This window comes from Streptomyces sp. NBC_01352, assembly GCF_036237295.1.
Classification (GTDB): Bacteria; Actinomycetota; Actinomycetes; order Streptomycetales; family Streptomycetaceae; genus Streptomyces; species Streptomyces plumbiresistens.
Genome location: NZ_CP108354.1, coordinates 10,087,380 through 10,111,718, shown reverse-complemented (window position 1 = coordinate 10,111,718; position 24,339 = coordinate 10,087,380). Strand labels below are relative to the sequence as shown.

The following is a 24,339-nucleotide window of genomic DNA, read 5'->3' as shown; positions in this document are numbered from 1 at the left end:
GGTGCCCTGTCACAGCACTGAACACGGCTGCCTGGCACAACCCGGCCTGCCATCCGGCGCGTGCGGGCGGCAAGCTGAGGGCACGCGGATGTTCCCAGGTCCGCGGCGTGCGGGCGTGGCCAGTGGCGAACGGGGTGACGACTCCCGAGGACCCGCGCGCCCGCTTGCCGATCGTGACGGCGCTGCTGATCGTGACCTCGGCAGCCGCCCACCTGCGGCGAGGACCACATCCGTATGTACGAAGGAGACCCGATGGCGACGGCATGGACGAACGACGAACTCGACAGGGTCGGGTCGGCGGAGGAACTGGTGATCGCGTCCGTGCGCCGAAACGGTGTGCTGAGCAAGCCGCGGACCATCTGGGTCGTCCGCGTGGGTGACGGGATCTACGTCCGTTCGGTGTACGGCCCCACCTCCGACTGGTTCCGCACCACGCGTTCGCGTCAGGAGGGTCACATCCGGGCAGGTGGCGTGGACAAGGACGTCTCTTTCCTCGACGCCGACCACGACATCAATGATCAGGTGGACGCCGCGTACCGCAGCAAGTACGGGCACTACGCGGCGGAGATCATCGAGGCCATCACGAGCCCCAAGGCGTCCATCACGACGATGCAGCTCGTGCCGCGCTGAGCCCGGCTTCTCAAACAAGCCCTGACCTGAGAACCGTCCCGCGCCCGGCGCCGGGCCTCCCGCCGCACTCGCACCACCACCTGTCCAGGAGATGAAACGTGCTCGGTCTCGAACTCGTCGTGGTCCTGTGCGCGACCGTGCTCGTGTGCCAGGTCGCGGGAGACCGGCTCCGTATCGCGCCGCCCGTCCTGCTGCTGGCCGCGGGGGCGCTGCTGGGATTCGTCCCGGCACTGCGCGAAGTGCACCTGCCGCCGGAGGCGATGCTGCTGCTGTTCCTCCCGGCGCTCCTGTACTGGGAGAGCCTGACCACCTCCCTGCGCGGGATCCGGCAGGACCTGCGCGGCATCATGCTGATGAGCACCGCGCTGGTCATCCTCACCGCCTGGGCCGTAGCAGCAGTCGCGCACGCCCTGGGGCTTCCCTGGGGACCGGCCTGGGTACTCGGTGCGGCCGTCGCACCCACCGACGCGACGACGGTCGGGGTCCTCGCCCGCATCCTGCCCCGCCGCAGCATCACCCTGCTGCGCGCCGAAAGCCTGATCAACGACGGCACGGCCCTGGTCGTCTACGGACTCGCCGTCGGCATCACCGTCGGCGAGGAGCACTTCAGCGTGCCGCACGTCGGATGGCTCTTCCTGCTGGCCTACGTCGGCGGAGCCGCGGCCGGAGCCGTGACCGCCTGGCTCGGCATCCAACTGCGCCGCCGCCTGGACGACCCCCTGCTGGGGAACGTGGTCTCGATCGGTACGCCCTTCACCGCGTTCCTCCTCGCCGAGGAGATCGAGGCCTCCGGCGTCCTGGCCGTCGTGGTGGCCGGGCTGATCATGAGCCAGGTCGGCCCGCGTCTGATCGGGGCGGCGACGCGGCGGCAGGGCCAGGCGTTCTGGTCGCTGTCCACGTTCCTGCTCAACGCCTCCCTGTTCGTCCTCGTCGGCCTGGAGGCACAGTCCGCCGTCCGCGAACTGACCAGCGACGACCTCACCCACGCCCTGATCACCGTCGGGGTCGTGTCCGTGGTGCTCGTCGCCGTGCGCTTCACCTTCCAGTTCGCCGCCGTGTACCTCATCCGCCTACTGGACCGCCGCCCACAGCAGCGGCTGCGCCGGATGAGCCACCGGGCCCGGGTGGTCGGCGGAGTCACCGGATTCCGGGGAGCGGTGTCACTGGCCGTGGCGCTGTCGGTACCGGAGACCCTCGACTCGGGCGCACCCTTCCCCGACCGCGATGTGATCGTCTTCGTCACCTCCGGGGTCATCATGCTGACCCTGGTGGTGCAGGGCCTGCTCCTGCCGCGCGTCGTCCGCTGGGCCCGACTGCCCCGCGACACCTCCGCCGAGGAGGAGCGTTCCCTCGCCGAGACGACCGCCGCCGAGGAAGCCCTCAAGGCGCTGCCGGAGGTGGCCGCCGGTCTCGGCACCGCCCCTGAGGTCGCCGACTGGACGCGCCACGAGTACGAGACCCACCTGCGCGTCGTACGCGCCGACGACGATGCCGAGGACGCCGTGGTCCTGCGCCACAAGGAGGACTACACCGCGCTGAGCCTCGCCCTCCTCGACCGCAAACGCGCCACCGTCGTCAGACTCCGCGACGAGAACCACATCGACGACACCGTGCTGCGCCAGGTACAGGCCTACCTCGACATTGAGGAAGTACGCCTGTCCGGAGCCGAGTTGAGCGACTGACGCGCCCCCGACCTTTCCTGCCACACCCCACGCGCAACCACAGTTGCGCCCTTCAAGAAAAGTGCGATGCACTCCATGGAAACCTCCACAGCAGTCCCCACCGCAACCCTCCTGAACAAGCGGTTCAGACTCGCGGCGGCGATCGCCGCGACGGCGGCCGTTCTCGTCTCGACGCCGTCCGCGTCCGCATCCACGGCGACGGAGACATCCCCGAAGCCGGTCGTCACCGACGTGAAGACCCTCGCCACCTTCGACTTCACCGCCGGCGACTCCCCGGAGAACCTCACCGTCAACCCCGACAACTCACTGACCGTCTCCATGCTGGGCAGCGTGGCGGGCAAGCGTCCGGCACTGGTGCGCATCGACCCGTCCGGGCGCAGCCAGGTGATCGTCGCCGGGCAGCCGGGCGACACGTTCACCGGCAACACGCGCGACCGTGACGGCACCATCTACTACAACGTGGCCTCCTCCGACTCCGCCCGGGCCGGTATATGGAAGCTGCCCCCCGGCGGCACACCTCGCCGCATCGCCGCCCTGCCCACCGACGGACTCCCCAACGGCCTGGCCCTCGACCCGGCGGGGCGCACCCTGTACGCGGCAGACAGCAACAAGGCCACCGTATGGAGCGTCCCGGTCTCCGGTGGAACGGCGACCGCCTGGCTGACCGACCCCGCCCTCGCGGGAGACCCGTCCGTACCCCTCGGCGCGAACGGGCTCCGCTTCCACAAGGGCGCCGTCTGGGTTTCCAACCTCGCGAAGGGCACCCTGTTGCGGATCCCGGTCACCGCCACCGGCGCCCCCGGCCGGATCCACACCGTGACCAGCAGCCTCACCGGCGTTGACGACTTCAACTTCCTCAACGACCGCTCCGACGTGGTGTTCGCCGCGCAGAACGGCCTCAACCAGGTCGCGCTCGTCCACCCCGACGGGACCACCGAGACCGTCCTGACGTCCAAGGACGGCCTCGCTTCCCCCACCTCCACCGCTGTGCGCGGAAACCGGCTCTACGTCACCAACGCCGGTCTCGCCGAGCCCCACGACGCGAAGGTGCAGCGCGGAACGATCGACCCCGCCGCGCTGAATTGCGGCCGGACCTCCTGAACTGGCGAAGCCGGCACCCGCAGCACTACCTGCTGCGGGTGCCAGCAGCCAGATGCGAGCGGCGACGCAGGTCGCCCGGCGCCGATTCAGACGAGGCTTGCGCCTCCGTCGACACTCAGGAACGCGCCATGAACGAAGGCGGCGTCCTCGGAGGCGAGGTATGCGACGGCTTCGGCGATCTCGCGCGGCAGGCCGAAACTGTGCGACGCAGTGGCAGGCCGGCCGAAGCCGCTCAAGTGCGAGCCCTGGCTTGCCTCGGGCGGTTCGGACTTCAGCGCGTCAGCGGGGGCTGAGCGCGGCGAATGCCTGGTCCGCCAGGTCGACGAGGTCGGGACGGCCGTCGGAGGCGATCCAGTGGTCGAGAGCGATGTTGAGACAGTCCAGCGCGGTGGCCGCCTTCACGGAGATGGCCGGCGTCAGGGGCTGCGGGGAGTCGGTGCGCTCGACGAGGGCATTGGCCAGGGCAGGCCACCAGCCGCGCTGCTTCTCCAACTGCCGGGCGCACAGGGCGGGTGTGTCGAGGACGAGCCGGGTCATCGGCAGGGCCCGCACCGGGTCCTGACGGTAATACTCGACGGCGACGTCCAACCCCTGACGTAGCGCCGTCCAGTCGTCTTCGTCGGCCGGGCAGGCGCGTACGGCGTCGGCGACCTGCCTGCCGCGCGCGTCGAAGACGCTGAGAACTGCCTCTTCCTTGCTGCCGAAGTACCGGCGGAAGGTACTGCGGGACACCCCTGCAGCGGCAGCGGACGCTCCTACCGCAGTGCGAATGCGGCGAAGGCCTCGTCGAGCAGGGCATCGAGGTCGAGGCGGCCGTCAGAGGCGGTCCAGTGTTCGACGGCGACGTTCAAGCAGTCCACCGCGACGGCGGCACGCACCAACGGAACCAGGAGCGAGGGCCAAGAGGGGTCGGCGCGCTCGGCGAGGGCCTGGGCGATGGCGGGGCGCCAGCCGTTCTGCTTCTCCAGCGTGCGGGCGCCCAGCGCGGGCGTGCGCATGATCAGCTGGGACATCGCGAGTGCGCCGTCCGGGTCCCGGCGATGGACTTCGGTGACGGTGTCCAGCGCGCGCCGCAGTGCCGTCCAGTCACCCTCGTCGGCAGGCCGGGCGCGTAGAGCATCGGCGACCTGTTCGCCCTGGGCGTCGACGGCGCCGAGGACGGCGTCCTCCTTGCTGCCGAAATAGCGCAGGAAGGTACTGCGGGACACTCCCGCAGCCGCGGCCAGGTCATTGACGGTGACGTTGTCGAAGCCCTCACGGCGGAACAGGTCGAAGGCCACCTGGGCCAGCTCGAACCGGATGGCGGCCCGCGCGATGTCTCTCGTGTTCGTACGTACTGCTCCACTCACTTCTCGATCCTACCTCTCCCTTGACCTCGGCTCGCAACGATGAGCTACAGTTTCTACTCTGACACCGAGTGTCAGAGTGCAGCGATTGACGCAAGTATGGCGCTTCAGCTCAGCAAGGGAGAGAGTCATGAGGGGTCTGCAGGGCAAGAGGATCGTCATTGCCGGGGGCGCGACCGGCATCGGCGCGGCCACGGCCGAACGGCTCGCCGAGGAGGGGGCCTCGGTCGTCGTCGGCGACATCAATCTCGCTGGAGCCGAAGCCACTGCCAAGGGCATCACCGAGGCGGGTGGCACCGCGATCGCCGTTGAGTTCGACCTCGGTGACGAGGCCACGATTCAAGCGCTGGTCTACCGGACCGTCGCCGAGTTCGGCGGGGTCGACGGGCTCTTCAACGTCGGCGCCGACCTCTCGCCGGCCACTCTGGGCCGTGACGTCGACCTGATGGAGATGGACCCGGCCGTGTGGCGCCGCACCCACGACGTGAACCTGCTCGGCTACGCCCTGACCTGCCGGGCGGTCCTCCCGCACCTACTGGGCCAGGGCGGCGGCGTCATCGTCAACACCTCCTCCGGCGCGGCCTGGGGCGGCGAGCCCACGCGGCCCGCGTACGCCGCCTCCAAAGCCGGGGTCAATGCGCTGACCCGCCACATCGCCTCCCGCTGGGGCAAGGAGGGCATCCGCTGCAATGTCGTCGCCCCTGGCCTGGTCATGGGCGAGACCCAGCAGGCGCAGGACGACCAGCAGTTGCAGGCCATGGCGTTGGAGTACGCCCGCAGCCCGCGCCTCGGTGAGCCCGCCGACCTGGCCGGCGCCGTCGCCTTCCTCTTCTCCGACGACGCGGCCTGGATCAGCGGCCAGGCCTGGTCGATCGACGGCGGCATGAGCCTGCGCGGCTGAGGACGGGCGCAACTCACAGCACCCGCTCCTCGATTCGAGACCCCTGCACCACCCCTATTTGTCCACTGAACTGGAGACGTGACCCGTGACCAAGACCCTCGCACTCATCGGCAGCGGCAACATCGGCAACGCACTGGCCCGTCTCGCCGTCGGCGCCGGCCTGAACGTCGTGCTGAGCAACTCCCGCGGCCCCGAGACCCTCGCCGACCTCGTCGCCGAACTCGGCGAGCAGGCGCGCGCGGCCACACCCGCTGAGGCAGCGCAGGCCGGTGACCTGGTAGTGGCGACGGTCCCGCTGAGCAAGTACGAGGAGCTTCCGGCCGCCGCCCTGGCGGGCAAGACCGTCATCGACACCATGAACTACTACCCCGAGCGTGACGACCGGATCGCCGAGCTGGACGCGGGCGAGCAGACCTCCAGCGCCCTGGTGCAGCGGCACCTGGCCGACTCCCGGGTGGTCAAGGCGTTCAACAGCATCGACTTCGTGCGCCTGTTCACCGCAGCCCGGCCCGCCGGCTCCGACGACCGCAGTGCCCTGCCCATCTCCGGCGACGATACGGCCGCCAAAGCGCAGGTCGCCGAACTGTTGGACGCGCTGGGCTACGACGCCGTGGACATCGGCCCCCTCGCCGACAGCTGGCGCAGCGAGCCGGGCACCCCGGTCTACGTCCAGCCCTACCTGCCGGCACAGCCCGAAGGACTGACCCAGGAGGAGATGGGGCGCTGGTTCTTCGAAGCCCCGAGCGTCCCGGTGCCTGCCGACAAGGTGAAGGCACTGACCGACACCGCCGTCCGGCGCTCCGCGGCCGACGCCCGCCAGACCCTCAGCCGGGACTGAACCAGGAAGCGCGGAGCAGGGACTGCGGCGGGAGGCCGACATGCGACTGGGCATCAACATCGTGGGATTCGACGACCCCGCAGGTGACTTGAAGAGGCACGGTGGGCTGGGGCCTGAGTTGGCTGCGGTCGGAGCCGCCACCGAGGCAGCGGGGGTGGGCCGGCTGTCGGTGATGGACCACTACTTCCAGATGGACGTACTGGGCGGCGCCGAGAGCGCCATGCTGGAGTGCTACACCACGCTCGGCCACCTCGCCGCGCACACCTCCACCGTGCAACTCGGGGCGCTAGTCACTGGGGTGACGTACCGTCATCCCGGCCTGCTGGCCAAGATAGTCACCACGCTCGACCACCTCTCCGGCGGCCGCGCCACCCTCGGCGTCGGCGCGGCCTGGTACGAGCGCGAACATCTCGGCCTCGGCGTGCCCTTCCCGCCGACGGCCGAGCGGTTCGAACGGCTGGAGGAGACCCTGCGGATCTGCCTGCAGATGTGGGACCCGCAGGACAACGGGCCGTTCGAGGGCAGGCACTACCAGCTGGCCGAGACCAGGTGCGTGCCACCGCCGGTGAGTGCTCCGCACCCGGAGATCATGATCGGCGGAGGCGGCGAGAAGAAGACCCTGAGGCTGGTGGCCCAGTACGCGGACGCCTGCAACCTCACGGCCTTCACCCACGCCGAGGTCGCGCACAAGCTGGAGGTGCTGCGCCGCCACTGCGACGATCTGGGCCGGGACTACGGGCGGATCCGCAAGACGGCCATGTACTCCGGGGACGCGCTCCGTGACGGCGACCTCGACGGCTTCGCCAAGGCGATGACCGGCTACGCCGAGCTCGGCATCGAGACCGTGATCGCCTCCGTTCCGCTCGCCGGAGCCGCCCGCTGGATCCAGGAGCGCGCCGCACCCGCGGCACGACGGCTGGCCGAACTCGGCTGACCAGAGCCGTACCCGACCGGTCGAGGCCCACCCATGGTCATGGCGAACAAAGCAGCCCGAGCCTCGGCCCCGGCCCCGGTGGACAGCGCGCCTGGAAGCCTGCGGGCTCCGTGCCTGCCCGCCGCACGACTCGCAAGAGGGAGAGAAGTGTCTGATCACCAGCCCGGCAGGACACCGCCTGGGCGCTACCGAGTCGCTCAATGGGCGACCGGTCACACCGGGGCACACGCCCTGCGATGCGTCATCGAGCACCCGCGGTACGACCTGGTCGGCGTGTACGTATACGCCGACGCCAAGGTCGGCCGCGACGCCGGTGCACTGTGCGGCATGGAGCCGACCGGCGTCCGTGCCACCGGCAGCATCGACGACATTCTCGCCGCCAGTCCCGACTGTGTGTTGTACATGCCGGTGCTCGAGGCGGTCAGAATCGACGAGATCTGCCAACTCCTCGAGTCGGGCGCCAACGTCGTCACGAGCGTCACCGACTTCCATTACCCAACCGGTCTCGACCCCGATGTACGGCAGCGGATCCTGGCCGCGTGCGAGCGCGGCGGTACATCGCTCCACGCCACGGGCTCGAGCCCGGGCTGGATCACCGAGGTCTTCCCGCTCGCGGTGACCGCCCTCCAGCGCCGGCTCGATCGCCTGACGATCGAGGAGTTCGCCGACATGACGACGCGCAACTCACCGGAGCTGCTCTCCCAGATGTTCGGCCAAGACCCCGCGGCGATGGACCTCACGCGGGTGGCCGCCGGCCTGGGCGAAGATTTCGGCACCTCGCTGCGCCAACTCGCCGACGGTCTTTCGGTACCTCTCGACGAGGTCACCGCGACAGGAACGGTGGGCACGGCGGCGAAGCCGGTGAAGGTCGGCACCACGACCATCGAGGCCGGCACGGTCGCCGCTTGGCGGTTCGAGGTCACCGGCTGGCGGAACGGCAAGCCGTTCATGGTGGTCCGACCCACCTGGTACCTCACCCAGGATCTCGAACAGGACTGGAAAGGGCAGGTGCGCGACACCGGCTGGCACGTCGTCGTCGAGGGTGACGCGCCCCTCGACATCGACGTCCGTGTCACGTCCGAGAACTACGCCGCCGTCTCGCCCGGCTACAGCGCCCACATCGTCGTCAACGCCGTGCCTTTGGTCTGCGAGGCACCGCCCGGCATCAGGACCACCCTCGACCTGCCGCGGATGGTCGCGGATCTGGCCTGAATATCCTCGTGCCGATCAACCCCGCCACGTCGACAGCACAACTACGCCTGCACCGAGGCCAGTTCGACGACGGTGATGTCGGACGGAGCGCCCACGCGCACCGGCGGGCCCCAGGCTCCGGCACCGCGGCTCACGTACAGCTGGGTGTCGCCGTAGCGCTCCAGTCCGGCGACCGTGGGGTTGGCCAGTTCGGCGAGGACGTTGCCCGGCCAGAGTTGACCGCCGTGGGTGTGGCCGGAGAGCTGGAGATCGACGCCGTGACGTACGGCGTCGTCGATGACGACGGGTTGGTGGGCGAGGAGGACGGCCGTGCGGGAACGGTCGCGGTCGCCAAGTGCTCTGCCGAAGTCGGGGCCTTGGCCCTCCTCTTCACCGCGGACGTCGTTGACGCCCGCCAGGTCGAAGCCGGGCAGCTCGGTGCGGGCGTTCTCCAGCGGGCGCAGTCCCAGCTCCCGTACCTTCTCGATCCACGGCTCGGCACCGGAGATGTACTCATGGTTGCCCGTGACGAAGTACGCGCCGTGCCGTGCCCGGAGCCCGGCGAGTGGTTCGACGGCCGGAATGAGGTTCTCGACGCTGCCGTCCACCAGGTCGCCGACGACCGCGATCAGGTCGGGCTGGGTCGCGTTGATGGTGTCGACGACCTGCTGGGCGAAGCCACGGCCCAGGATGGGACCGACGTGGATGTCGCTGACGACGGCGATCCGGAACCCGTGCGCAGTGCGCGGCAGTTTGGCCAGCGGAACCGTGAGGCGCTTCACCTTGGGCCCGCGGAGGACACCGTACGTGCCGTAGCCGACGGTGCCGACGGCGACGGCCGCGGCGGCCCCGCCCACGACGCGGGAGACGAAGAGGCGGCGCGACGGGCCGGTGGGGGCGGTGCTGCCGGCCGACAGCGTCGGCTCCGATACGTGCGGAGGGTCCAGCACGGTGACGGGCGCGGTGCCTCGTGAGGCAGAGGCATCGGAATCGCCACGATGCGCCGTCGCGGTCAACGGCTCGTCGGCCGAAGCCAGTTCCTCGGCATCGGAGTCGGTCGCTTGCACTTCCGCCACTTCCGCGGACTGCGCCGTCGGGCGAATCCGCTGTCGCGCGTCTCCCCCGGCGCCCCGATGCGCGAGCCACCGCCGCAGCACAGGCCGCATGGCCTCACCAAGCAGCAACGCGAGCAGCAGGTACAGGAACAGCGCCAACCACAGATACCCGGGCCAGGCCAGGATCCGCTGCAGAAGGAAAGGCACACCGTCGCCCTCCGCTGTCATGGCCGCCATCGACAGCAGGGGCCCGGCCACGAAGACGATGCTTCCGGCTCGTCGGAGGAACGACCCCTTGGGTGTGGTGTCCCGTATGAGGCGGCGCCACACGTACCAGTGGAGTGCGCCGAACAACGCCAGGACGAAGACGGATACGACGATGACCACGACTCTGCGCAGCCCTTCCCTTGTGGTGTCCGGGGGGCGGATGCGTCCCCGGCTGCCTGTGACCGGACCTGTCACTTGACCAACGGCCGTCGGTCAGCTGGATGCTTCGGCCTTGATCTGCGCCAGAGCGTCGTTGAAACCCTTGGGGGTACCGCTGTTTCCGGCCACGCGGTCCAGGCGCACGCTGTCGATGTCCTTGCCGACGACGAGTCGTGGGACCGCGGCGGCGAAGCGCTTCTGCAGAGCGAGCGAGGTCTCGTCCGTTGCCCGGGGTGTGACCTTGACGGCGGTGATCCTGTCGTCTGCGAGGGTTACGGTCACTCCGATGCTCGAAGGCAGGTTCCCGTACCGGCCCTCGGCCTCGAACTCGCCGTCCTCGTAGGTCGAGGAACTCGGTTCAGCCGCGTTGTCCGAAGCGGACGGTGACCTCGCGTTGTCCGCGTCCGTCGAGGCGCATCCGGTGAGGGCCGCGGTGAGTGAGAACCCGATCACGGCTGTGATCTTCTTGCTCGGTGCTGTCATGTTCCTCCTTGCCATAGTGCTCTGTACGAGGTCCGGTGCGCCGCTCAGGTGAACAGCCCGCCGTCGAAGTTCCGCGAGATCTCCGCGTGGCCGCTGGCGTACATGCGCACGTGGGCGAAGTCGAAGGTCTGCGCGAGCCGGCGCGCCTCGGTGAAGAACAGCGCCGTCGCCAGTCCGTCGGCGAGAGCGGCGCTGTCGGCCACGACCCAGGTGGCGGCCACCTTCCTGGCCGGACGACCGGTGCGGGCGTCGAGCAGGTGGTGCAGCCCGTCACCCCAGGCGCGTGCGCTGACCCCGGACGCGCACAGCGCTCGTCCCCGCAGGTGCGCCACGCCGACCACGAGCTGCGGGTCGAACGGATGCTCCAGGCCGACCCGGATGGCGCGATCCCCCGCATGGCGCAGATCACCGCCGGCGTCGATGACGAACCGTGTGATTCCGGCATCCCGGAGGATCGCCGAGACGATGTCCACCAGGTAGCCCTTTCCCACCGCTCCCACGTCGATCACAACCGGGCGCTGGGTGACGAGCGTCCTGCCGTCCCGCACGATGTCCGCCGCCCAGATGGCCCGGCCGCGGGCGCGTTCCTGGGCCCGAACCGTCTGCGGAGCGGGCGTGAGGGAGTACGAGGCGTCGTATCCGAGGAGTTCGAGCTCACGGCCGACGAGTGGGTCGACGGCACCGCCGGTCGCGGTGGATAGGCGGTCGTAGAGGTCGAACAGGGCCAGTGAGTCCTCCGGGAACTCGAACCGGCCCCCGGCCGGGGCGGCCGCGATCCGGGACACGAGCGAGTCGGGGCGGAAGCGCGAATAGGTGGCGTCGAATCGCCGGATGCGGTCCAGGACCCGGCGGCGCAGACTGCCGCTCAGCGGCTCGTCGGTGTCGATCTGCCAGCCGGTGCCGAGGGCGTCGAAGGCGAAACGGCTGCCTCCGGCGTCCGGTCTGCCGGCTCCGGCTTCCGGTCCGACGGCGGTTGTCGGCCTGGAGCCCTCGCCCGGGTGTCGCGTGATGTGGTGGTGCACTGTTGCCGCTCCGTACGGTTCGGTGGGCGACTGCTGCCAGTGAGCAGGGCCTCGGCGTGCTGTCCGGGCGAGGTGCGCGACCGGGCAGCACGCCGAGGCAGCAAGCTGCTGTGGGGGCCGCTTCGGCCTGGCCCACGTGGGTGTCAGCCCAGCTGAGCGCCGCCGTTGACGGTCCGGTGGCTCTGGGCGAGGCCGAACGGGCCGTAGGGGTAGGGCGTCGGGCTCGGGTCACTGGCCTTGTCGAGGAGGGCCGTGGCGTCCGCGTCGAGGTGCAGGTCGGCGGCGCCGAGGTTGTCGGTCAGCTGCTTCATGTCACGGGCACCGATGATGACCGAGGTGACCCCTGTTCGGTCGGCGACCCAGCTGAGCGCCACCTGGGCGGGCGAGGCACCCGTCTCCTTGGCCACCTGGACGACCGCGTCGACCGCGTCCCAGGTCCGGTCGGCGTTGGCGTAGTTGGCCGAGGTGTACTGGTACAGCGGGTTGCCTCCGCCGGCCCGGGTGTCGGGCCCGGGCTGGACCCCGCGCGTGTACTTCCCTGTCAGGAAGCCGCTCGCCAGAGGTGACCAGGGCAGTACGCCGAGTCCGTTGTGCGCCGCTGCCGGCAGAACCTCCCACTCCACCTCGCGGACGGCGAGGTTGTACTGCTCCTGCAAGGTCACCGGGACCGGCCAGCCGTTCTCGCGGGCGGTGGAGACCGCGAGCTGGAGCTGCCAGCCGGTGAAGTTCGACAGGCCCGCATAGCGGATCTTGCCTGCCCGCACGGCGGAGTCGAAGAAGGACAGAGTTTCCTCGATCGGGGTCAGTGGGTCCCAGGCATGCACCTGGTACAGGTCGACGCTGTCCACGCCCAGTCGGCGAAGCGAACCGTCCAGCGCCCGGGAGAGATGGCGCCGGGACAGACCGATGTCGTTGACGTCGTCGGTGAACGGGAACCGGCCCTTGGTGGCGAGCACCACCCGGTCGGTGACGTCGCTCGGACGGCTCGCCAGCCACCGGCCGATGATCTCCTCGGTTACGCCGCGGTTGTAGAGGTCGGCGGTGTCCATGAGGTTTCCGCCCGCTTCCAGGAAGGCGTCCATCTGGACGAACGCCTCCTCCTGCGAGGTCTCGTCGCCGAAGGTCATCGTGCCGAGTGCAAGGTTCGACACGACCGTGCCGGTGTTGCCGAGTCGGCGGTATTCCATCGTGCGTTCTCCCTTGGGGGTTGGAGTGCAGTGGCTGCAAGGGGCAGGCCCGTGGCCGACCGTCAGTGGGCGACGACCGGGATCCCGACCTGCTGTGCGGCCTCGCCGTCGGCTTTGCTGCGGCCGCCGCCGTTGACGAGGACGAAGGCGATCAGCGCGGCCAGCGCCATGATGGCGGTGCCCCAGCCGAAGGCCACGGCGTAGCCGTGGACGGCGGCCTGCTGGGCGGCCGTCTCGGGGACGGAACCGGAAAACGCGCGTGCGGCGATCCAGCTGCTGGTGGCGCTGGCGGCGACCGTGTTCAGCAGCGCGGTACCGATCGAGCCGCCGACCTGCTGCGAGACGTTGACCATCGCGGAGGCGACACCCGCGTCCTGCGGCCGGACGCGGGAGGTGGCCAGACTCATGCCGGGCATCGAGGCCGTACCCATGCCCAGGCCGAGCAGGATCTCGGAGGGCAGGACGTGGGTGGCGAAGGAGCTGTCCACCTCGAGCTGTGTCAGGAGCGCCATGCCGATGGCGGCCAGCAGGAAGCCGGGCCCCATCAGGAAGCGGGCCGGGACACGGTTGACCAGGCGAGTGCCGATCTGGGTGGACCCGATGACCAGGCAGACGACCAGGGGCAGGAAGGCGATGCCGCACAGGACGGGCGAGTAGCCCTTGTTCAGCTGCAGGAAGTAGGTCAGGAACAGGAACTGGCCGAACATGCCGATCATGGCCAGACCGATGGAGAGGTAGGCGCCGCCACGGTTGCGGTCCGTGATCACGCGAAGCGGCAGGAGGGGTGCCTTGACCCGGGTCTCGACCAGGGCGAACGCGGCGAGCAGCACGACCGCGGCGACGAACATGCCGATGGTGAGGCCGGAGCCCCAGCCGTCCTGCTCCGCCCGGGCGAAGCCGTAGACCAGGGCGACGAGTCCGACGGTGGCCAGCAGGGTGCCCACGACGTCGAGCCGGTCGCGGTTGCGCTGGTCCCCGCGATCGCTGATGTAGACGGTGGCACCGGCCGCGGCCACGACGGCGAAGACGATGTTGACGTACATGCACCAGCGCCAGTTGATGTACTCGGTGAGCACACCGCCCAGGAGCAGGCCGACCGCACCGCCTGCCGCGGCGATGGCGCCGAAGATGCCGAACGCCTTGGCGCGCTCCTTGGCCTCGGTGAACGCCACGGTGAGCAGGGACAGCGCGGCGGGGGCGAGCAGGGCGCCGAACACGCCCTGGAGGGCGCGCGAGGCGAGGAGCATGCCGAGGTTGACGGCGGCGCCGCCGAGCGCGGAGGCCAGGGCGAAGCCGACCAGCCCGACGACAAAGGCCCGCTTGCGGCCCCACAGGTCACCGATGCGTCCGCCCAACAGCAGCAGACCACCGAAGGCGAGGCTGTAGGCGGTGATCACCCACTGCCGGTTGCCGTCGGAGATGTTCAGATCCGCCTGGGCGTGCGGCAGCGCGATGTTCACGACCGTCGCGTCCAGCACGACCATCAGCTGGGCGATCGCGATGACCGTCAGCGCCTTCCAGCGCCGGGGATCGACTGCCGGCGCACCGGCGGAAGTGTGACTTGCAGGCATGATGAATGGCTCGGTTTCTGTGACGGATGGAGCGAAGGGAAGCGCCGGACACCTCAGAGCGGGGACCACACTGTCGGCCGCGCGGGCAAGGCCCTCTTCCACACGCGTCCAGCGTGCGGGCCGGCGGCGAGATGTGGCAGGGCGGGCCGTGCCCTGGAGCCGCGTTCGGTGCTGTGGCAGGGCACCCCACGCGCCTTCCGCCCAGGTCGTGGCATCCCCACACTTTGAACACATGGATCGTGAGCAGCACAGCGGCGACACCCGAGGTACGGAGCTGGGGCGCTTCCTGCGTGCCTGCCGTGCCCGGCTGACGCCCGAAGAGGTCGGCCTGCCGGCCGGCGGCGGGCGTCGCCGTACTCCCGGACTGCGCCGGGAGGAGCTGGCCACCCTCGCCGGCATCAGCATCGACTACTACGCACGCCTGGAGCGCGGCACGGAGACCCGGCCCAGCCCGTCCGTGATCGACTCCCTCGCACGCGCGCTCAAGCTGGAAGAGGGCGAACGCGATCACCTGCGCGCTCTCGCGGCCCTCGCCGCCCGGTCGGCACCCGAGCCGCCATCGGCGCCCAACCGCACCGTGCGGCCCGGGGTCAAGCTTCTGCTGGAGAGCCTGCGCCCCTACCCCGCGCACGTGTTCAGCCGCACCGGCGACGTGCTGGCGTACAACCCGGGCGGGCTGCGGTTGCTCCCCGGCATGGACGACTGGCCGGCCAAGCAGCGCAACATCGCCCGCTACGTCTTCCTGCACCCCGACGCCCGAGGCCTGTTCGACGACTGGCACAACCAGGTCCGCACCTGCGTCAACGGACTGCGCGCCCTGGCCGGCATGGAGCCGGACGCACCCGACCTCACGCAACTGGTCGGCGAACTCCTGCTCAAGAGTCCCGAGTTCGCCCGCATGTGGGAGCGCTACGACGTCAAGGGCCACTCCTACGGGCGCAAGACCTTCCACCATCCCGAGGTCGGCGACCTGACCCTGGGCTACCAGACCATGCAACTGCAGGGCACTCCGGACCAGTGCATGGTCGTGTACTACGCCGAGGCCGGCACACCCGAACACGACGCGCTGACCCTGCTCGACCTGGCAGCCACCGAGTCCAAGCACGCCCCGAGACTCTCGCCCGACAGCCAAACCATCGAGAACGCGTGACGGAGGGAGCCGCCCACGTGCACCCCTGGGGCCGGCCGCTGTGCTTCGACAGCGACGAAGCCGTCGTCGACGCTGCCACAGCCGTCGACATCGTCCTCGTCGATGACGCGATCGGCTCCCTGGAAAAGCCGTACGTCACGCGCATGCTCACGCACTTCTGACACCCCGGAACCCGGCCCCCACACGGACCCTCATGCCTTCTCACGTCACGCCCAGAAGCACGCAACCGCCGTCGCGTCCACCGGTAGGGAACAGTTCGGAGCACGGACTGGACCGGCGCGCCGAACTGCGGGAATTCCTCCGATCCCGGCGAGCCCGGCTCAGACCCGAGGACGTGGGGTTGCCGTCATCCGGGCGACGCCGGGTGCCGGGCCTGCGCCGCGAGGAGCTCGCGCGGCTGGCAGGCGTGTCCTTCGCGTACTACACCCGCCTGGAACAGGGCCACGGGGCCACGATGTCAGCCGAGGTGCTGGACGCCGTCGCTCGCGCCCTGCGCCTGAGTGGAGACGAGCACGCCCATCTGTTCCGCCTGGCCCGGCCTGAACTTCATGGGAACCACCACGCCCTGCCCCAGAGGCAGAGGCTGCGGCCAGGGATCCAGCTACTGCTGGACGCGTTCGACGGGGCCCCCGCGTACGTCTGCGGGCGGCGCCTGGACATCCTGGGCTGGAACAGGCTCGCCGCCACCGTGTTCGGTGACTGGTCCCGGCTCCCGCCCCGGGAGCGCAACCTGGCCCGGCTGGTCTTCCTCTCCCCTGCGGCACGCGACCGTTTCGCCGACCTCGAAGCCAAGATGCTGGACATCGTCAGCGTCCTGCGCGTGGACGTGGGCACACGCCCAGAGGACAAGGAACTCGCCGCTTTGATCGGCGAGTTGACGGAGAAGAGCCACGACTTCCGACGACTGTGGGCCCGGCACGACGTGCGCCGCAGTGGCCACGGCGTCCAGCGACTACGGCACCCGGTGGTGGGCGAACTCACCTTCTCCTTCGAAGCCATGGGGTTACACGGCGACACAGACCAGACCCTCGTCGTCTATCACGCCGAACCCGGCTCGACGTCCCGGAAAGCCCTGTGGCTGCTGACGGGTCTGTCGGCCCTACGCACCGAGTCAGCCTCCTGACAGCAGGAGACACGAAGCCACGAAATCCGGCCGACGTCCCGACGGATCCAGACCGACTTGCCGAACAACAGGAGTCACCGTGCAACCGTCCCCCGCCCAGAGCGCCCGCAACGACGTCACCGCGGCCTTCCGCGCCTACCTGCAAGCAATGCTCGACGGCGACACCGATGCCCTGGACAACCTGCTCGCCGACGGCTGCACCCTCACCCACATCACCGGCTACGTGCAGCCCAAGAACGAGTGGCTGTCACAGATGCGTGCCGGCCAGTTCCTCTACCACCGGATCGAGGAGAAGAGCGTGGCTGTCGAGGTCGAGGGCAGCACAGCCCGCGTCTCCGGCCGCTTCGTCACCGATGCAACGGTGTACGGCACCCGCGCGAACTGGCGGCTGCACATGACCATGGACTACGTCCGCGAAGCGGACACGTGGTCCGTGATCCGCGCAGCCGCCACGACCTGGTGAGCCATGGCGTCGCCGGAAACCGGAGGCACCAGGCCCTTGGCTCACCGGTCCGGTGCCCCGCTCTCGCGCAGCCGGGTGAGTTCCTCGTGACAGCGGTGTACGTTCTGGACCTTGATCTGCTCGTACCCCCGGACCATGCCGAGGAGTGAGGCGATTTTCGCGGCGGACGCCAGGGTGAGGGGGCTGAGCCGGGGAACTGGCCAGCAGGTTCGGCGGCGGCAGCCAGGCACAACGGGTCCGGCACGGAGTGGGTCGCACCGGGTGTGGGTCGTCTCCCGTTGGCCGACGGGGCTGTTCGCCTGCGGTTGACTCCGTCGCTGGAGCGCGCGGGGTGAGGACATCATCGGATCAGTCGTCCTGGTCGGACTCCGGCTCCTGGCGGTCGACGCCGGTGGTACGGAACCGGCTGCGGTAGCCGCCCGGCGAGACTCCGAGGTTGCGGCGGAAGATCCGTCTCATCGTCTCCGGGGAACCGAAGCCGGCACGCCGTGCGACGGACTCCTGGCTCTCGTCGCCGGTCACCAGGAGAAGCTTGGCCGCCTCCAGCCGGGTCTGTTCCACGTAGCGGGCCGGCGTCGTGCGCACCTCGTCACGGAACATCCGCGCCAGGTGGCGTTCGCTCACCGCGGCGCGGGCGGCCATGGCGGCAGTCGAGTGGTCCGCGGCCGGTTCGAGGACCACTGAGTCCAGGACCTGGCGCAGGCCCCGCGTGGTGGGAGCGCCCGCCTCGGCCCAGACGCTGAACTGGGCCTGGCCGCCCGGACGTTGCAGGAAGACGACCATCCACCGGGCGACCCTGCGGGCCACGTCGGTGCCGTAGTCGTTCTCGACGATGGCCAGGGCCATGTCGGTGCCCGCGCTGATGCCGGCACCGGTGACGAAGGGGCCGTCCTGGACGAAGAGGGCGTCCGGATCCACCTCGATGCGCGGGTACTCCCGGGCGAGCCGCGCGCAGTGCGCCCAGTGGGTCGTCGCTCGGCGTCCGTCCAGCATCCCGAGGGCTGCCAGCACGAACGCCCCGGTGCAGACGGAGGCGATCCGCGATGCCCGGGGCGCCAGCTCCTGGACCATCGCCAGTGCCTCGGGGACCGTGTCCGGGGTCAGCTCCTCCGGTATGTCGTGCGTGCCCGAGGTGAAGGTGAAGTCGGCGGGCACACCTCCCGGCACCAGGAGGGTGTCGATGGAGTCGGGCGCGTCGGTCACTGGAATGTCCGCGCTCAGCCGGGTGAACGCGGTCGTCCCGACCGGTTGCCCCGTGGGCGAGATCAGCAGCACCCGGTAGCTGGCCCCGAAGTCGTTGGCCCGGGCGAAGATCTCCAGCGGCGCCGCCACGTCCTGCAGCGTGACCTTGTCGTACAGGACGAACACCATCGTCCGTTCGGTGCCGCGATCCGTGGCCACGACCGTCCGGTTCATACTCCGACCTCCTCCAGGGGGCCGCGAGGCTTGCCCTCGTGTCCGAAAGCGTGGCTCGCGTGTCCGTTGCAGCCCTTGGCTCCTGCCCCGCCAGGCGGGAACGTGGGAGCCGAGCAGATCACCCGGCCGGGTATCCGGGGTCCGAGTTCCCGGAGATACCGGCTAAGAAATATTAACCGCACGAAGACCTGTTTAGTCCAGTGCCCATATTGACCTTGCAGCCTCCCGTGGCCTCATCGACAGGCCTGGGCGGCTTTTTCTGCGTTGACACCACAAAACCGCTACCGTCAATTCCGGACATCATTTATTCAGCCATCGTTAACTTGCATGAAACGCGGTAGCCGGAACCTATTGATGTCTCACCGCGCCATAGCCGACACAATCGGCACCGAAGGTACTTGCGGTCAATAGGCTCCCTGCCAGGGCGTATGCGGCAGCAGGAGCTGAAGAAGCACGGATATCCACGTCGAATCGAAGGACGAAACGCCGCATTCGGCGCCGACAGTCGCGCCTTGCGCGACGCTTTCACGCCAGGCCTTTCTCATTCTCTTCCGCCCCTCAGCGGGGTCAATTGTCGCCTGCCCATGTTCGGGCACAAATTCCGCCGGGCCGTCAGAACTCGGCGTCAGAGGAGTGTTTTAGCCATGCGCCAGCTAGATGCTTTGTCAATCAGTATCGGCGTACTCGGAGGAGTCGCCACGCTGATGACCGCGACAGTCCTGACCATTCCGGTCTGGGTCATCTTCATCGCCTGGGCCTCCTTCTTCATCCTCGGAGCCGGCACCGACGGCTTGGTGAGGTCGATTGCCTCGAACGTGACCGGCATCGTCATCGCGTCGCTGACACTGCTGGTCATCCACGCGCTGGGCGGTGGCACGACCATCGCAGCCGTCACCGTGGGTGTCGGCAGCGCCGCCATGGTGCAGGCGTCGAAGATTTCCCTGCTCTCGAAACTCCCGGCCATCGTGTGGGGATTCGCCTCCACGGTCGGCACCGTGGCCGCCACCGGCCACGACATCACCAGCACATCCATCAGCAACCCGGCGCTCGTCGCGGCCCTGGCCATGGTCCTGGGCGCGGCGTTCGGCATCGCCTCGGAGTACTGGGGAGCCGCGATGACCGCACGTCCGGCCGCTGAGCCGACCCCGGAAGGACAGTCATGAAGCTGCAGCACCACCTGGGGGGCCTGGAGAACCTCGGCCCCGTCACCTACGAACCCCGTGTCTTCGTCGAGGACTGGGAGCAGCGCATCTTCGGCATCCACGTGGCGATGATGGGCCTCAGCGCCCACCTCGGTGATGCCGTGCCCCAGTACCCGATCGAGGACGTGCCCACCGCCTTCTCCTCCGTCTGGACCTGGGCGGACCTGCGCAAGGGCGCCGAGGCGATGCACCCCTTCGCCTACTTCCAGTACCGCTACTACGAGAAGTGGCTCGGCGGCATCGGCGGGTTCTTCGTCTCCCAGGGCTACATCACCGCGGAGGAGCTGGAGGCGAAGGCCGCGGAGTATCTCCAGGCTCCGGGACTCGACCTGCCCGAGGGTGGGGACGAACGCATCGACGACCAGGTCATGCGCTACCTGCGTGAGGGCGACTCCCCTCGCCAGGGGCCGGCCGAGTCCCCGGCTTTCGCCGTCGGTGACCGGGTGACCGTCAAGGACGTGCCGCCCACCGAACACACCCGACTGCCGGGCAATCTGCGCGGCCGCACCGGCACCGTGGAGCGCGTCTTCGAAGGCGACTACGGCTACTTCTGCTCCACCGGCCCCGACGGCATCGGTGAGCCGATGCCCGTCTACGCCGTCCGCTTCGAACCGACCGACATCTGGGGAGAACTCGCCGAACCCGGTGCCGTGCTCTACGGCGAGCTCTACCAGACCTACCTCACCCATGCGACGGAGGAACAGCAGTGACCGTGCAGTTCGGCTACCCCGAGGACCGCGAAGCCCAGAGCGCCGCCCGCGTAAGGGCGTTGGAAGCCCTGCTCATCGAGAAGGGGGTGATCACCGACGCCACCGTCGACAAGGTACTCGGCTACTTCGAGGCCGACATGACGCCGCTCAACGGAGCCAAGATCGTCGCCCGTGCCTGGACCGACGCTGAGTTCGCGGAACGACTCGTCAAGGACACGCCGGCCGCCGTCGCGGAACTCGACCTCCCCGTCGGCATGGACGGTGCCGAAGGCGAACACCTGCAAGCAGTGGCCAACGCCCCCGGCGTGCACAACCTGGTCATCTGCACCCTGTGTTCCTGTTTCCCCTGGCCCGTGCTCGGCCTCCCGCCGTACTGGTACAAGGACCCGACCTTCCGCGCACGCGCCGCCCGGGAACCCCGTGTGGTGCTCAAGGAGACCGGCCTGGACCTGGATCCCTCCGTCGAACTCCGGGTGTGGGACAGCAGCGGCCACTCCCGCTGGTTCGTCATTCCGCAGCGGCCCGCCGGAACCGACGGCATGAGCGAGGAGGAACTCGCCGCCCTGGTCACCACCGAATCGATGATCGGCATCGCCGAGGTTCCTTCACCCGCCGCCTGAGCCGCACCCGGACACCAGAGAAGGGAAATCCCATGGAGGCCACCGCCACCACCGCGCCCACCTCGCCCTTGCACGAAGCCTGCGTCACCGACATGAACGCGCCCACCTTCGACGCCGACTGGCAGCGCCGGGCGTTCGGCGTCGCCGTCGCCCTGTCTGAGTTCGGCCACTACCCGTGGGACGCGTTCCAGCAGCGGCTCATCGAGGCCATCGGCACCTGGGAGGCCGCCTCGGCGACCGAGCAGGGCAGCTGGCAGTACTACGAGCACTGGCTCGCGGCGCTCGAACATGTACTGGTCGATCACGATCTGGTCGCCGAGGACGAGATGCGTGCCCTGCTCAGGGCGTAACCCGTTCCCACGCCCGCACACCAGGACGTCCGCTCCGTACCGTCCGCCAGGGCCGCACCCGTGAATCGCTCACGACCAGCGGGTGCGGCCCGCCCCCTCTCACTGCCGACGACGGCACCGCGCGGTGCCCCCTGCCAAGGATGTGTGTGTGACCACAACGACCATCACCGCCGGCCGATGGAGCCGCGCCGAACGGCTGCGCATCACGGGCATCGTCGGCGTCATCGCCGCCCTGCACGTCATCGGATGGAGCCTGTACCTCTTCTACGCCCGCGGCCCGGCCGGCGCCGGGGCCTTCGCCGGCGCCGGAACCCTCGCCTACACACTCGGCATGCGGCACGCCTTCGACGCCGACCACATCGCCGCCATCGACGACACCACCAGACTGATGATGCAACGCGGACGCAGACCCGTCGGCGTGGGCTTCTTCTTCGCCATGGGCCACTCCACCGTGGTCCTCGCCCTCGCCCTCGTCGTCGCGCTCGCCGCGGGCGCCGCCGGCTCGGGCATCGGCACCTTCCGTCATGTCGGCGGCCTGGTCTCGCAGATCGTCGCCATGCTGTTCCTGCTGCTCGTCGCCGTGCTCAACCTCATGGTGCTGACCGGCATCGTTGCCCTGTGGCGGCGTATGACGCAGGGCCGGCTCGACCCGAACGAGCTCGAGCAGCAGCTGCTCAACCGAGGCCTGATGAACCGAATCCTCGGCCACCGCGCCCGCGGGCTGATCCGTTCGTCATGGCACATGTACCCGGTCGGCATCCTCTTCGGCCTCGGCCTGGAAACCGCCAGCGAGATCACCCTGCTCTCCTTGTCGGCCAGCGCCGCCACCCACGGGTCCGGCCTGCCCACCCTCGCAGTGCTCTCCCTCCCGTTGCTCTTCGCCGCGGGAATGAGCGCCTTCGACACCGCCGACAGCATGCTGATGACCCGCCTGTACACGTGGGCCTACCGCAGCCCCGCCCGCAGGCTCTACTACAACATCGCCACCACCGGCATGACCGTGGCCGTGGCCGCGTTCATCGCAAGCGTCTACATCGCGGGATTCGTCACCGACGCCACCGGAGCCAGGGGGCTCCTCAGCACCTACGCCTCCCTCGCCGACCACTTCGAACTGCTGGGCTACATCGTGGTCGCCATCTTCACGGTCTCCTGGCTCATCGCCGCCGCCATCTGGCACTACCGCGGACTCGCCGAGAAGTACGGCAACCGGCGAGATGCCGCCGAAGAGATACCCCACCGGTCCTGACTGTCCGGGGCAGCGTCATGTGTGCGGCACACCGCTTCCGCTCCCCCGCCCCGAAGCCCGCGCGGTCCCGCCCGGGTCCCTCCGCCGGGGCGCCGACGTCCGGGTCGGCGAGCGCGGCGACGACCGGCCGAATGCGCTCGGCGAGTCCCCGGGGACCGTACAGGACAGGGTGGACGGGTGCGGGCCTGTGACGGCGTCACAGCGGCCGCGTCCCGGGCCGTCATAGGCTCCGGGTCGAAGGGGGCGGTCGGGTCGTGCCGCAGCCGGCGGGCGTAGTCCGCCACGGCGGCCCAGGGCGTCGGCGAGCGCGTCACGATGCGTCCCCCAACGGGGGATCGGGAACAGCAGGATCAGCACGGCCTACGCCACGCCTCCTGGCGCGATGACCCCGGCGTGCTCCAGGGCTCGCCCGACGCTCGTGCAGGGTGATGGCCACCAGCATGCTGCCGACCGTCGTCGCTGCGACGATCCCAGTGGTCGGATTCGAGCGCCCACGCCATCCCCGCGGAGTAGGCGCCGAGTGCGGCGTACGCAATGGAACACCAGCCACAGCGCCGACCCGATGACGAGCGCGGCCAACTCACGGTGTGAGCCCAGTCGGAACGCCCTGCCCGAGCTAGGTGCATCGAAGTGATGCGCCGTCACTTCCCAATCCTCGTCACAACAGGTGTGACCAGGATCGGTAGTTGGCACTAGGCCACGTTCGGGACCTGCGCTGATGCCAATTAGCTCCAGCACCTTGAGGCGCGGAATCAGAGAGATAGTTGGCACTTTGGTACAGCGCAGGTCACAGGGTGTTTCGCCAGGAGCACGGGGCCAACTTGCCAAGAGCGGAGGAGCTTCACACGTAGCTGCAGGCGTCTGCTCGTGCCTCACAGGGTCCCGGTGAGAGGGGCAAAGCATTTCCTGCGTTGCGTGTTCGCGTTTCCACGCGGGGTGTGCGTGCCTCTATCCGACCTCGTGTGGCGAGGCTCAGCATGAGCAGCGGCAGCGCAGGGGGTGCGGCGGGGCTCAAGCCCCTCTACGCGTCGAGTTCCCTCAACGCCAGCCGCCGCCGGACCGGCAGACGCCATGCCTGAGCCGGCTCGCCCTCTCGCCTTCCGTAATCAATAGTGCGTATGGCTTTCCGAAACCAGCGTCTTGTGTTGCCTCCCTGGCATAAGCTCCACCATGTTGACACCACGTCGAGCAGGCACAATGCGGCACAGCGGCGGGGGGAGATGGCCCCTCACGACTGGTAGGTGCCACAGCAGGGCGCCTCCTACGCACAGGGCGCGTCGACACCGCGCGGAGTGAGCGCTTCTACGGGTTCGTGCGCACCTCCTGCGCGGGGCCCGATCAGCAAATCCGGCGGACCAGGCCAGCATGATCCGAAGACCGTTCAGGCGCTCTCACGGCACGCCCGCTTCACCGAAACATGGGATACCTATGCGCGCCCACCGAGGGCGACAGAAGGCCTGCGCGTAACCGCGTTCGGCGATGCCTTCCGTTCAATGCGGCAGAGCAGGGGTTGAGTTGCAGCACGTTCGCCAGTGTGCCGGAGAGAACCCGGATTACCGCCTCGACGCCGCTATGCGCGAGCTGTTCGGCAAACGGCCCTGGCTGACGGTCTTCCGCTTCCCGACCTACACCCCCGACCTCAATCCGGCCGGGGGTGGTCTGGGCGCACCTGACGAAGAGCCTGCGCCCAGA

At 69.3% G+C, this 24,339-nt stretch carries 25 protein-coding genes and 2 pseudogenes; 17 read left to right on the top strand and 10 right to left on the bottom strand.

Annotation, left to right across the window (positions count from 1 at the left end; all coding sequences use genetic code 11):
• Positions 1-252: 252 nt before the first annotated feature.
• The 3 genes from OG252_RS46410 to OG252_RS46400 all read left to right on the top strand — a co-directional run bounded on the left by OG252_RS46410 (position 253) and on the right by OG252_RS46400 (position 3,413).
• Positions 253-630: a DUF2255 family protein gene (locus OG252_RS46410; RefSeq protein ID WP_266445417.1), complete on the top strand. Its 378-nt coding sequence runs from the start codon at positions 253-255 to the stop codon at positions 628-630.
• Positions 631-728: 98 nt separating this feature from the next.
• Positions 729-2,312: a Na+/H+ antiporter gene (locus OG252_RS46405; RefSeq protein ID WP_329344017.1), complete on the top strand. Its 1,584-nt coding sequence runs from the start codon at positions 729-731 to the stop codon at positions 2,310-2,312.
• Positions 2,313-2,378: 66 nt separating this feature from the next.
• On the top strand, positions 2,379-3,413 hold the full coding sequence (locus OG252_RS46400) for an SMP-30/gluconolactonase/LRE family protein (RefSeq protein ID WP_266445413.1): 1,035 nt from the start codon (positions 2,379-2,381) through the stop codon (positions 3,411-3,413).
• An 86-nt stretch (positions 3,414-3,499) separates the two neighbouring features.
• On the opposite strand, the gene OG252_RS46395 is transcribed toward OG252_RS46400, so the two are convergent.
• Genes OG252_RS46395 through OG252_RS46385 form a run of 3 tightly spaced genes read right to left on the bottom strand, consistent with a single transcriptional unit; the run spans position 3,500 to position 4,762 of the window.
• Positions 3,500-3,649 carry an SDR family oxidoreductase gene (locus tag OG252_RS46395; RefSeq protein WP_266445410.1) on the bottom strand — a complete coding sequence of 50 codons (150 nt, stop codon included), beginning with the start codon at positions 3,647-3,649 and terminating at the stop codon, positions 3,500-3,502.
• A gap of 43 nt (positions 3,650-3,692) precedes the next feature.
• Positions 3,693-4,145: a TetR/AcrR family transcriptional regulator gene (locus OG252_RS46390; protein ID WP_329344013.1), complete on the bottom strand. Its 453-nt coding sequence runs from the start codon at positions 4,143-4,145 to the stop codon at positions 3,693-3,695.
• Between the two features lie 23 nt (positions 4,146-4,168).
• The gene (locus tag OG252_RS46385; RefSeq protein WP_266445403.1) at positions 4,169-4,762 is read right to left on the bottom strand and encodes a TetR family transcriptional regulator; all 594 of its coding nucleotides are present in this window, start codon (positions 4,760-4,762) and stop codon (positions 4,169-4,171) included.
• Positions 4,763-4,889: 127 nt separating this feature from the next.
• Here OG252_RS46385 and OG252_RS46380 point away from each other — a divergent pair, with 127 nt between their 5' ends.
• From OG252_RS46380 to OG252_RS46365, 4 genes are all read left to right on the top strand, one after another.
• Complete coding sequence (locus OG252_RS46380; protein WP_266445401.1) at positions 4,890-5,660, top strand: SDR family NAD(P)-dependent oxidoreductase; 771 nt, start codon at positions 4,890-4,892, stop codon at positions 5,658-5,660.
• Between the two features lie 85 nt (positions 5,661-5,745).
• On the top strand, positions 5,746-6,498 hold the full coding sequence (locus OG252_RS46375) for an NADPH-dependent F420 reductase (RefSeq protein ID WP_329344010.1): 753 nt from the start codon (positions 5,746-5,748) through the stop codon (positions 6,496-6,498).
• A gap of 40 nt (positions 6,499-6,538) precedes the next feature.
• The gene (locus OG252_RS46370) at positions 6,539-7,432 is read left to right on the top strand and encodes an LLM class F420-dependent oxidoreductase (protein ID WP_329344008.1); all 894 of its coding nucleotides are present in this window, start codon (positions 6,539-6,541) and stop codon (positions 7,430-7,432) included.
• 147 nt (positions 7,433-7,579) lie between these two features.
• Positions 7,580-8,644, top strand: a complete 1,065-nt coding sequence (locus OG252_RS46365; RefSeq protein WP_329344006.1) for an NAD(P)H-dependent amine dehydrogenase family protein — start codon at positions 7,580-7,582, stop codon at positions 8,642-8,644.
• Between the two features lie 41 nt (positions 8,645-8,685).
• Here the strand turns inward: OG252_RS46365 and OG252_RS46360 are convergent, their stop codons facing one another.
• The 5 genes from OG252_RS46360 to OG252_RS46340 all read right to left on the bottom strand — a co-directional run bounded on the left by OG252_RS46360 (position 8,686) and on the right by OG252_RS46340 (position 14,367).
• Positions 8,686-10,065 carry a metallophosphoesterase gene (locus tag OG252_RS46360; RefSeq protein WP_329344004.1) on the bottom strand — a complete coding sequence of 460 codons (1,380 nt, stop codon included), beginning with the start codon at positions 10,063-10,065 and terminating at the stop codon, positions 8,686-8,688.
• Positions 10,066-10,158: 93 nt separating this feature from the next.
• Complete coding sequence (locus OG252_RS46355; protein ID WP_266445391.1) at positions 10,159-10,587, bottom strand: hypothetical protein; 429 nt, start codon at positions 10,585-10,587, stop codon at positions 10,159-10,161.
• A 44-nt stretch (positions 10,588-10,631) separates the two neighbouring features.
• Positions 10,632-11,609 carry an FAD:protein FMN transferase gene (locus OG252_RS46350; protein WP_329344001.1) on the bottom strand — a complete coding sequence of 326 codons (978 nt, stop codon included), beginning with the start codon at positions 11,607-11,609 and terminating at the stop codon, positions 10,632-10,634.
• Between the two features lie 143 nt (positions 11,610-11,752).
• A complete protein-coding gene (locus OG252_RS46345; RefSeq protein WP_329343999.1) occupies positions 11,753-12,796 on the bottom strand; it encodes an aldo/keto reductase in 1,044 nt (347 codons plus the stop codon).
• A gap of 62 nt (positions 12,797-12,858) precedes the next feature.
• Positions 12,859-14,367 (bottom strand): MFS transporter, encoded by a 1,509-nt coding sequence (locus OG252_RS46340; RefSeq protein ID WP_329343997.1) that lies wholly within the window; start codon positions 14,365-14,367, stop codon positions 12,859-12,861.
• A gap of 232 nt (positions 14,368-14,599) precedes the next feature.
• Here OG252_RS46340 and OG252_RS46335 point away from each other — a divergent pair, with 232 nt between their 5' ends.
• The 4 genes from OG252_RS46335 (at position 14,600) to OG252_RS46320 (ending at position 17,103) form a co-directional block, all read left to right on the top strand.
• Positions 14,600-15,517, top strand: coding sequence for a helix-turn-helix transcriptional regulator (locus OG252_RS46335; RefSeq protein WP_266445381.1), 918 nt, complete (start codon positions 14,600-14,602; stop codon positions 15,515-15,517).
• A complete protein-coding gene (locus OG252_RS46330; protein WP_329343994.1) occupies positions 15,514-15,678 on the top strand; it encodes a hypothetical protein in 165 nt (54 codons plus the stop codon). The genes OG252_RS46335 and OG252_RS46330 overlap by 4 nt, the downstream gene beginning before the upstream one ends.
• A 32-nt stretch (positions 15,679-15,710) precedes the next feature.
• The gene (locus OG252_RS46325; RefSeq protein ID WP_329343992.1) at positions 15,711-16,640 is read left to right on the top strand and encodes a helix-turn-helix domain-containing protein; all 930 of its coding nucleotides are present in this window, start codon (positions 15,711-15,713) and stop codon (positions 16,638-16,640) included.
• Between the two features lie 79 nt (positions 16,641-16,719).
• Entirely contained in the window at positions 16,720-17,103 is a 384-nt protein-coding gene (locus OG252_RS46320) for a nuclear transport factor 2 family protein (protein ID WP_329343989.1), read from the top strand.
• Between the two features lie 348 nt (positions 17,104-17,451).
• Here the strand turns inward: OG252_RS46320 and OG252_RS46315 are convergent, their stop codons facing one another.
• Positions 17,452-18,519, bottom strand: coding sequence for a GlxA family transcriptional regulator (locus tag OG252_RS46315; RefSeq protein WP_329343987.1), 1,068 nt, complete (start codon positions 18,517-18,519; stop codon positions 17,452-17,454).
• A gap of 644 nt (positions 18,520-19,163) precedes the next feature.
• Here OG252_RS46315 and OG252_RS46310 point away from each other — a divergent pair.
• From OG252_RS46310 to OG252_RS46290, 5 genes are all read left to right on the top strand, one after another.
• Positions 19,164-19,682, top strand: coding sequence for a DUF1097 domain-containing protein (locus tag OG252_RS46310; RefSeq protein ID WP_329343985.1), 519 nt, complete (start codon positions 19,164-19,166; stop codon positions 19,680-19,682).
• Positions 19,679-20,431 carry a nitrile hydratase subunit beta gene (nthB, locus tag OG252_RS46305; RefSeq protein WP_329343983.1) on the top strand — a complete coding sequence of 251 codons (753 nt, stop codon included), beginning with the start codon at positions 19,679-19,681 and terminating at the stop codon, positions 20,429-20,431. Before OG252_RS46310 ends, nthB begins: the two co-directional genes overlap by 4 nt.
• The gene (nthA, locus tag OG252_RS46300; protein ID WP_329343981.1) at positions 20,428-21,051 is read left to right on the top strand and encodes a nitrile hydratase subunit alpha; all 624 of its coding nucleotides are present in this window, start codon (positions 20,428-20,430) and stop codon (positions 21,049-21,051) included. The genes nthB and nthA overlap by 4 nt, the downstream gene beginning before the upstream one ends.
• Before the next feature lie 32 nt (positions 21,052-21,083).
• Entirely contained in the window at positions 21,084-21,401 is a 318-nt protein-coding gene (locus tag OG252_RS46295) for a nitrile hydratase accessory protein (protein ID WP_329343979.1), read from the top strand.
• Positions 21,402-21,549: 148 nt separating this feature from the next.
• Positions 21,550-22,647: a HoxN/HupN/NixA family nickel/cobalt transporter gene (locus OG252_RS46290; RefSeq protein WP_329343977.1), complete on the top strand. Its 1,098-nt coding sequence runs from the start codon at positions 21,550-21,552 to the stop codon at positions 22,645-22,647.
• A gap of 58 nt (positions 22,648-22,705) precedes the next feature.
• On the opposite strand, the pseudogene OG252_RS46285 reads toward OG252_RS46290, so the two are convergent.
• Positions 22,706-23,168: pseudogene (locus OG252_RS46285) on the bottom strand (FUSC family protein); the annotation flags it as partial.
• A 1,042-nt stretch (positions 23,169-24,210) separates the two neighbouring features.
• Here OG252_RS46285 and OG252_RS52500 point away from each other — a divergent pair.
• A pseudogene (locus tag OG252_RS52500) lies at positions 24,211-24,331 on the top strand (IS630 family transposase); the annotation flags it as partial.
• Positions 24,332-24,339: the final 8 nt, after the last annotated feature.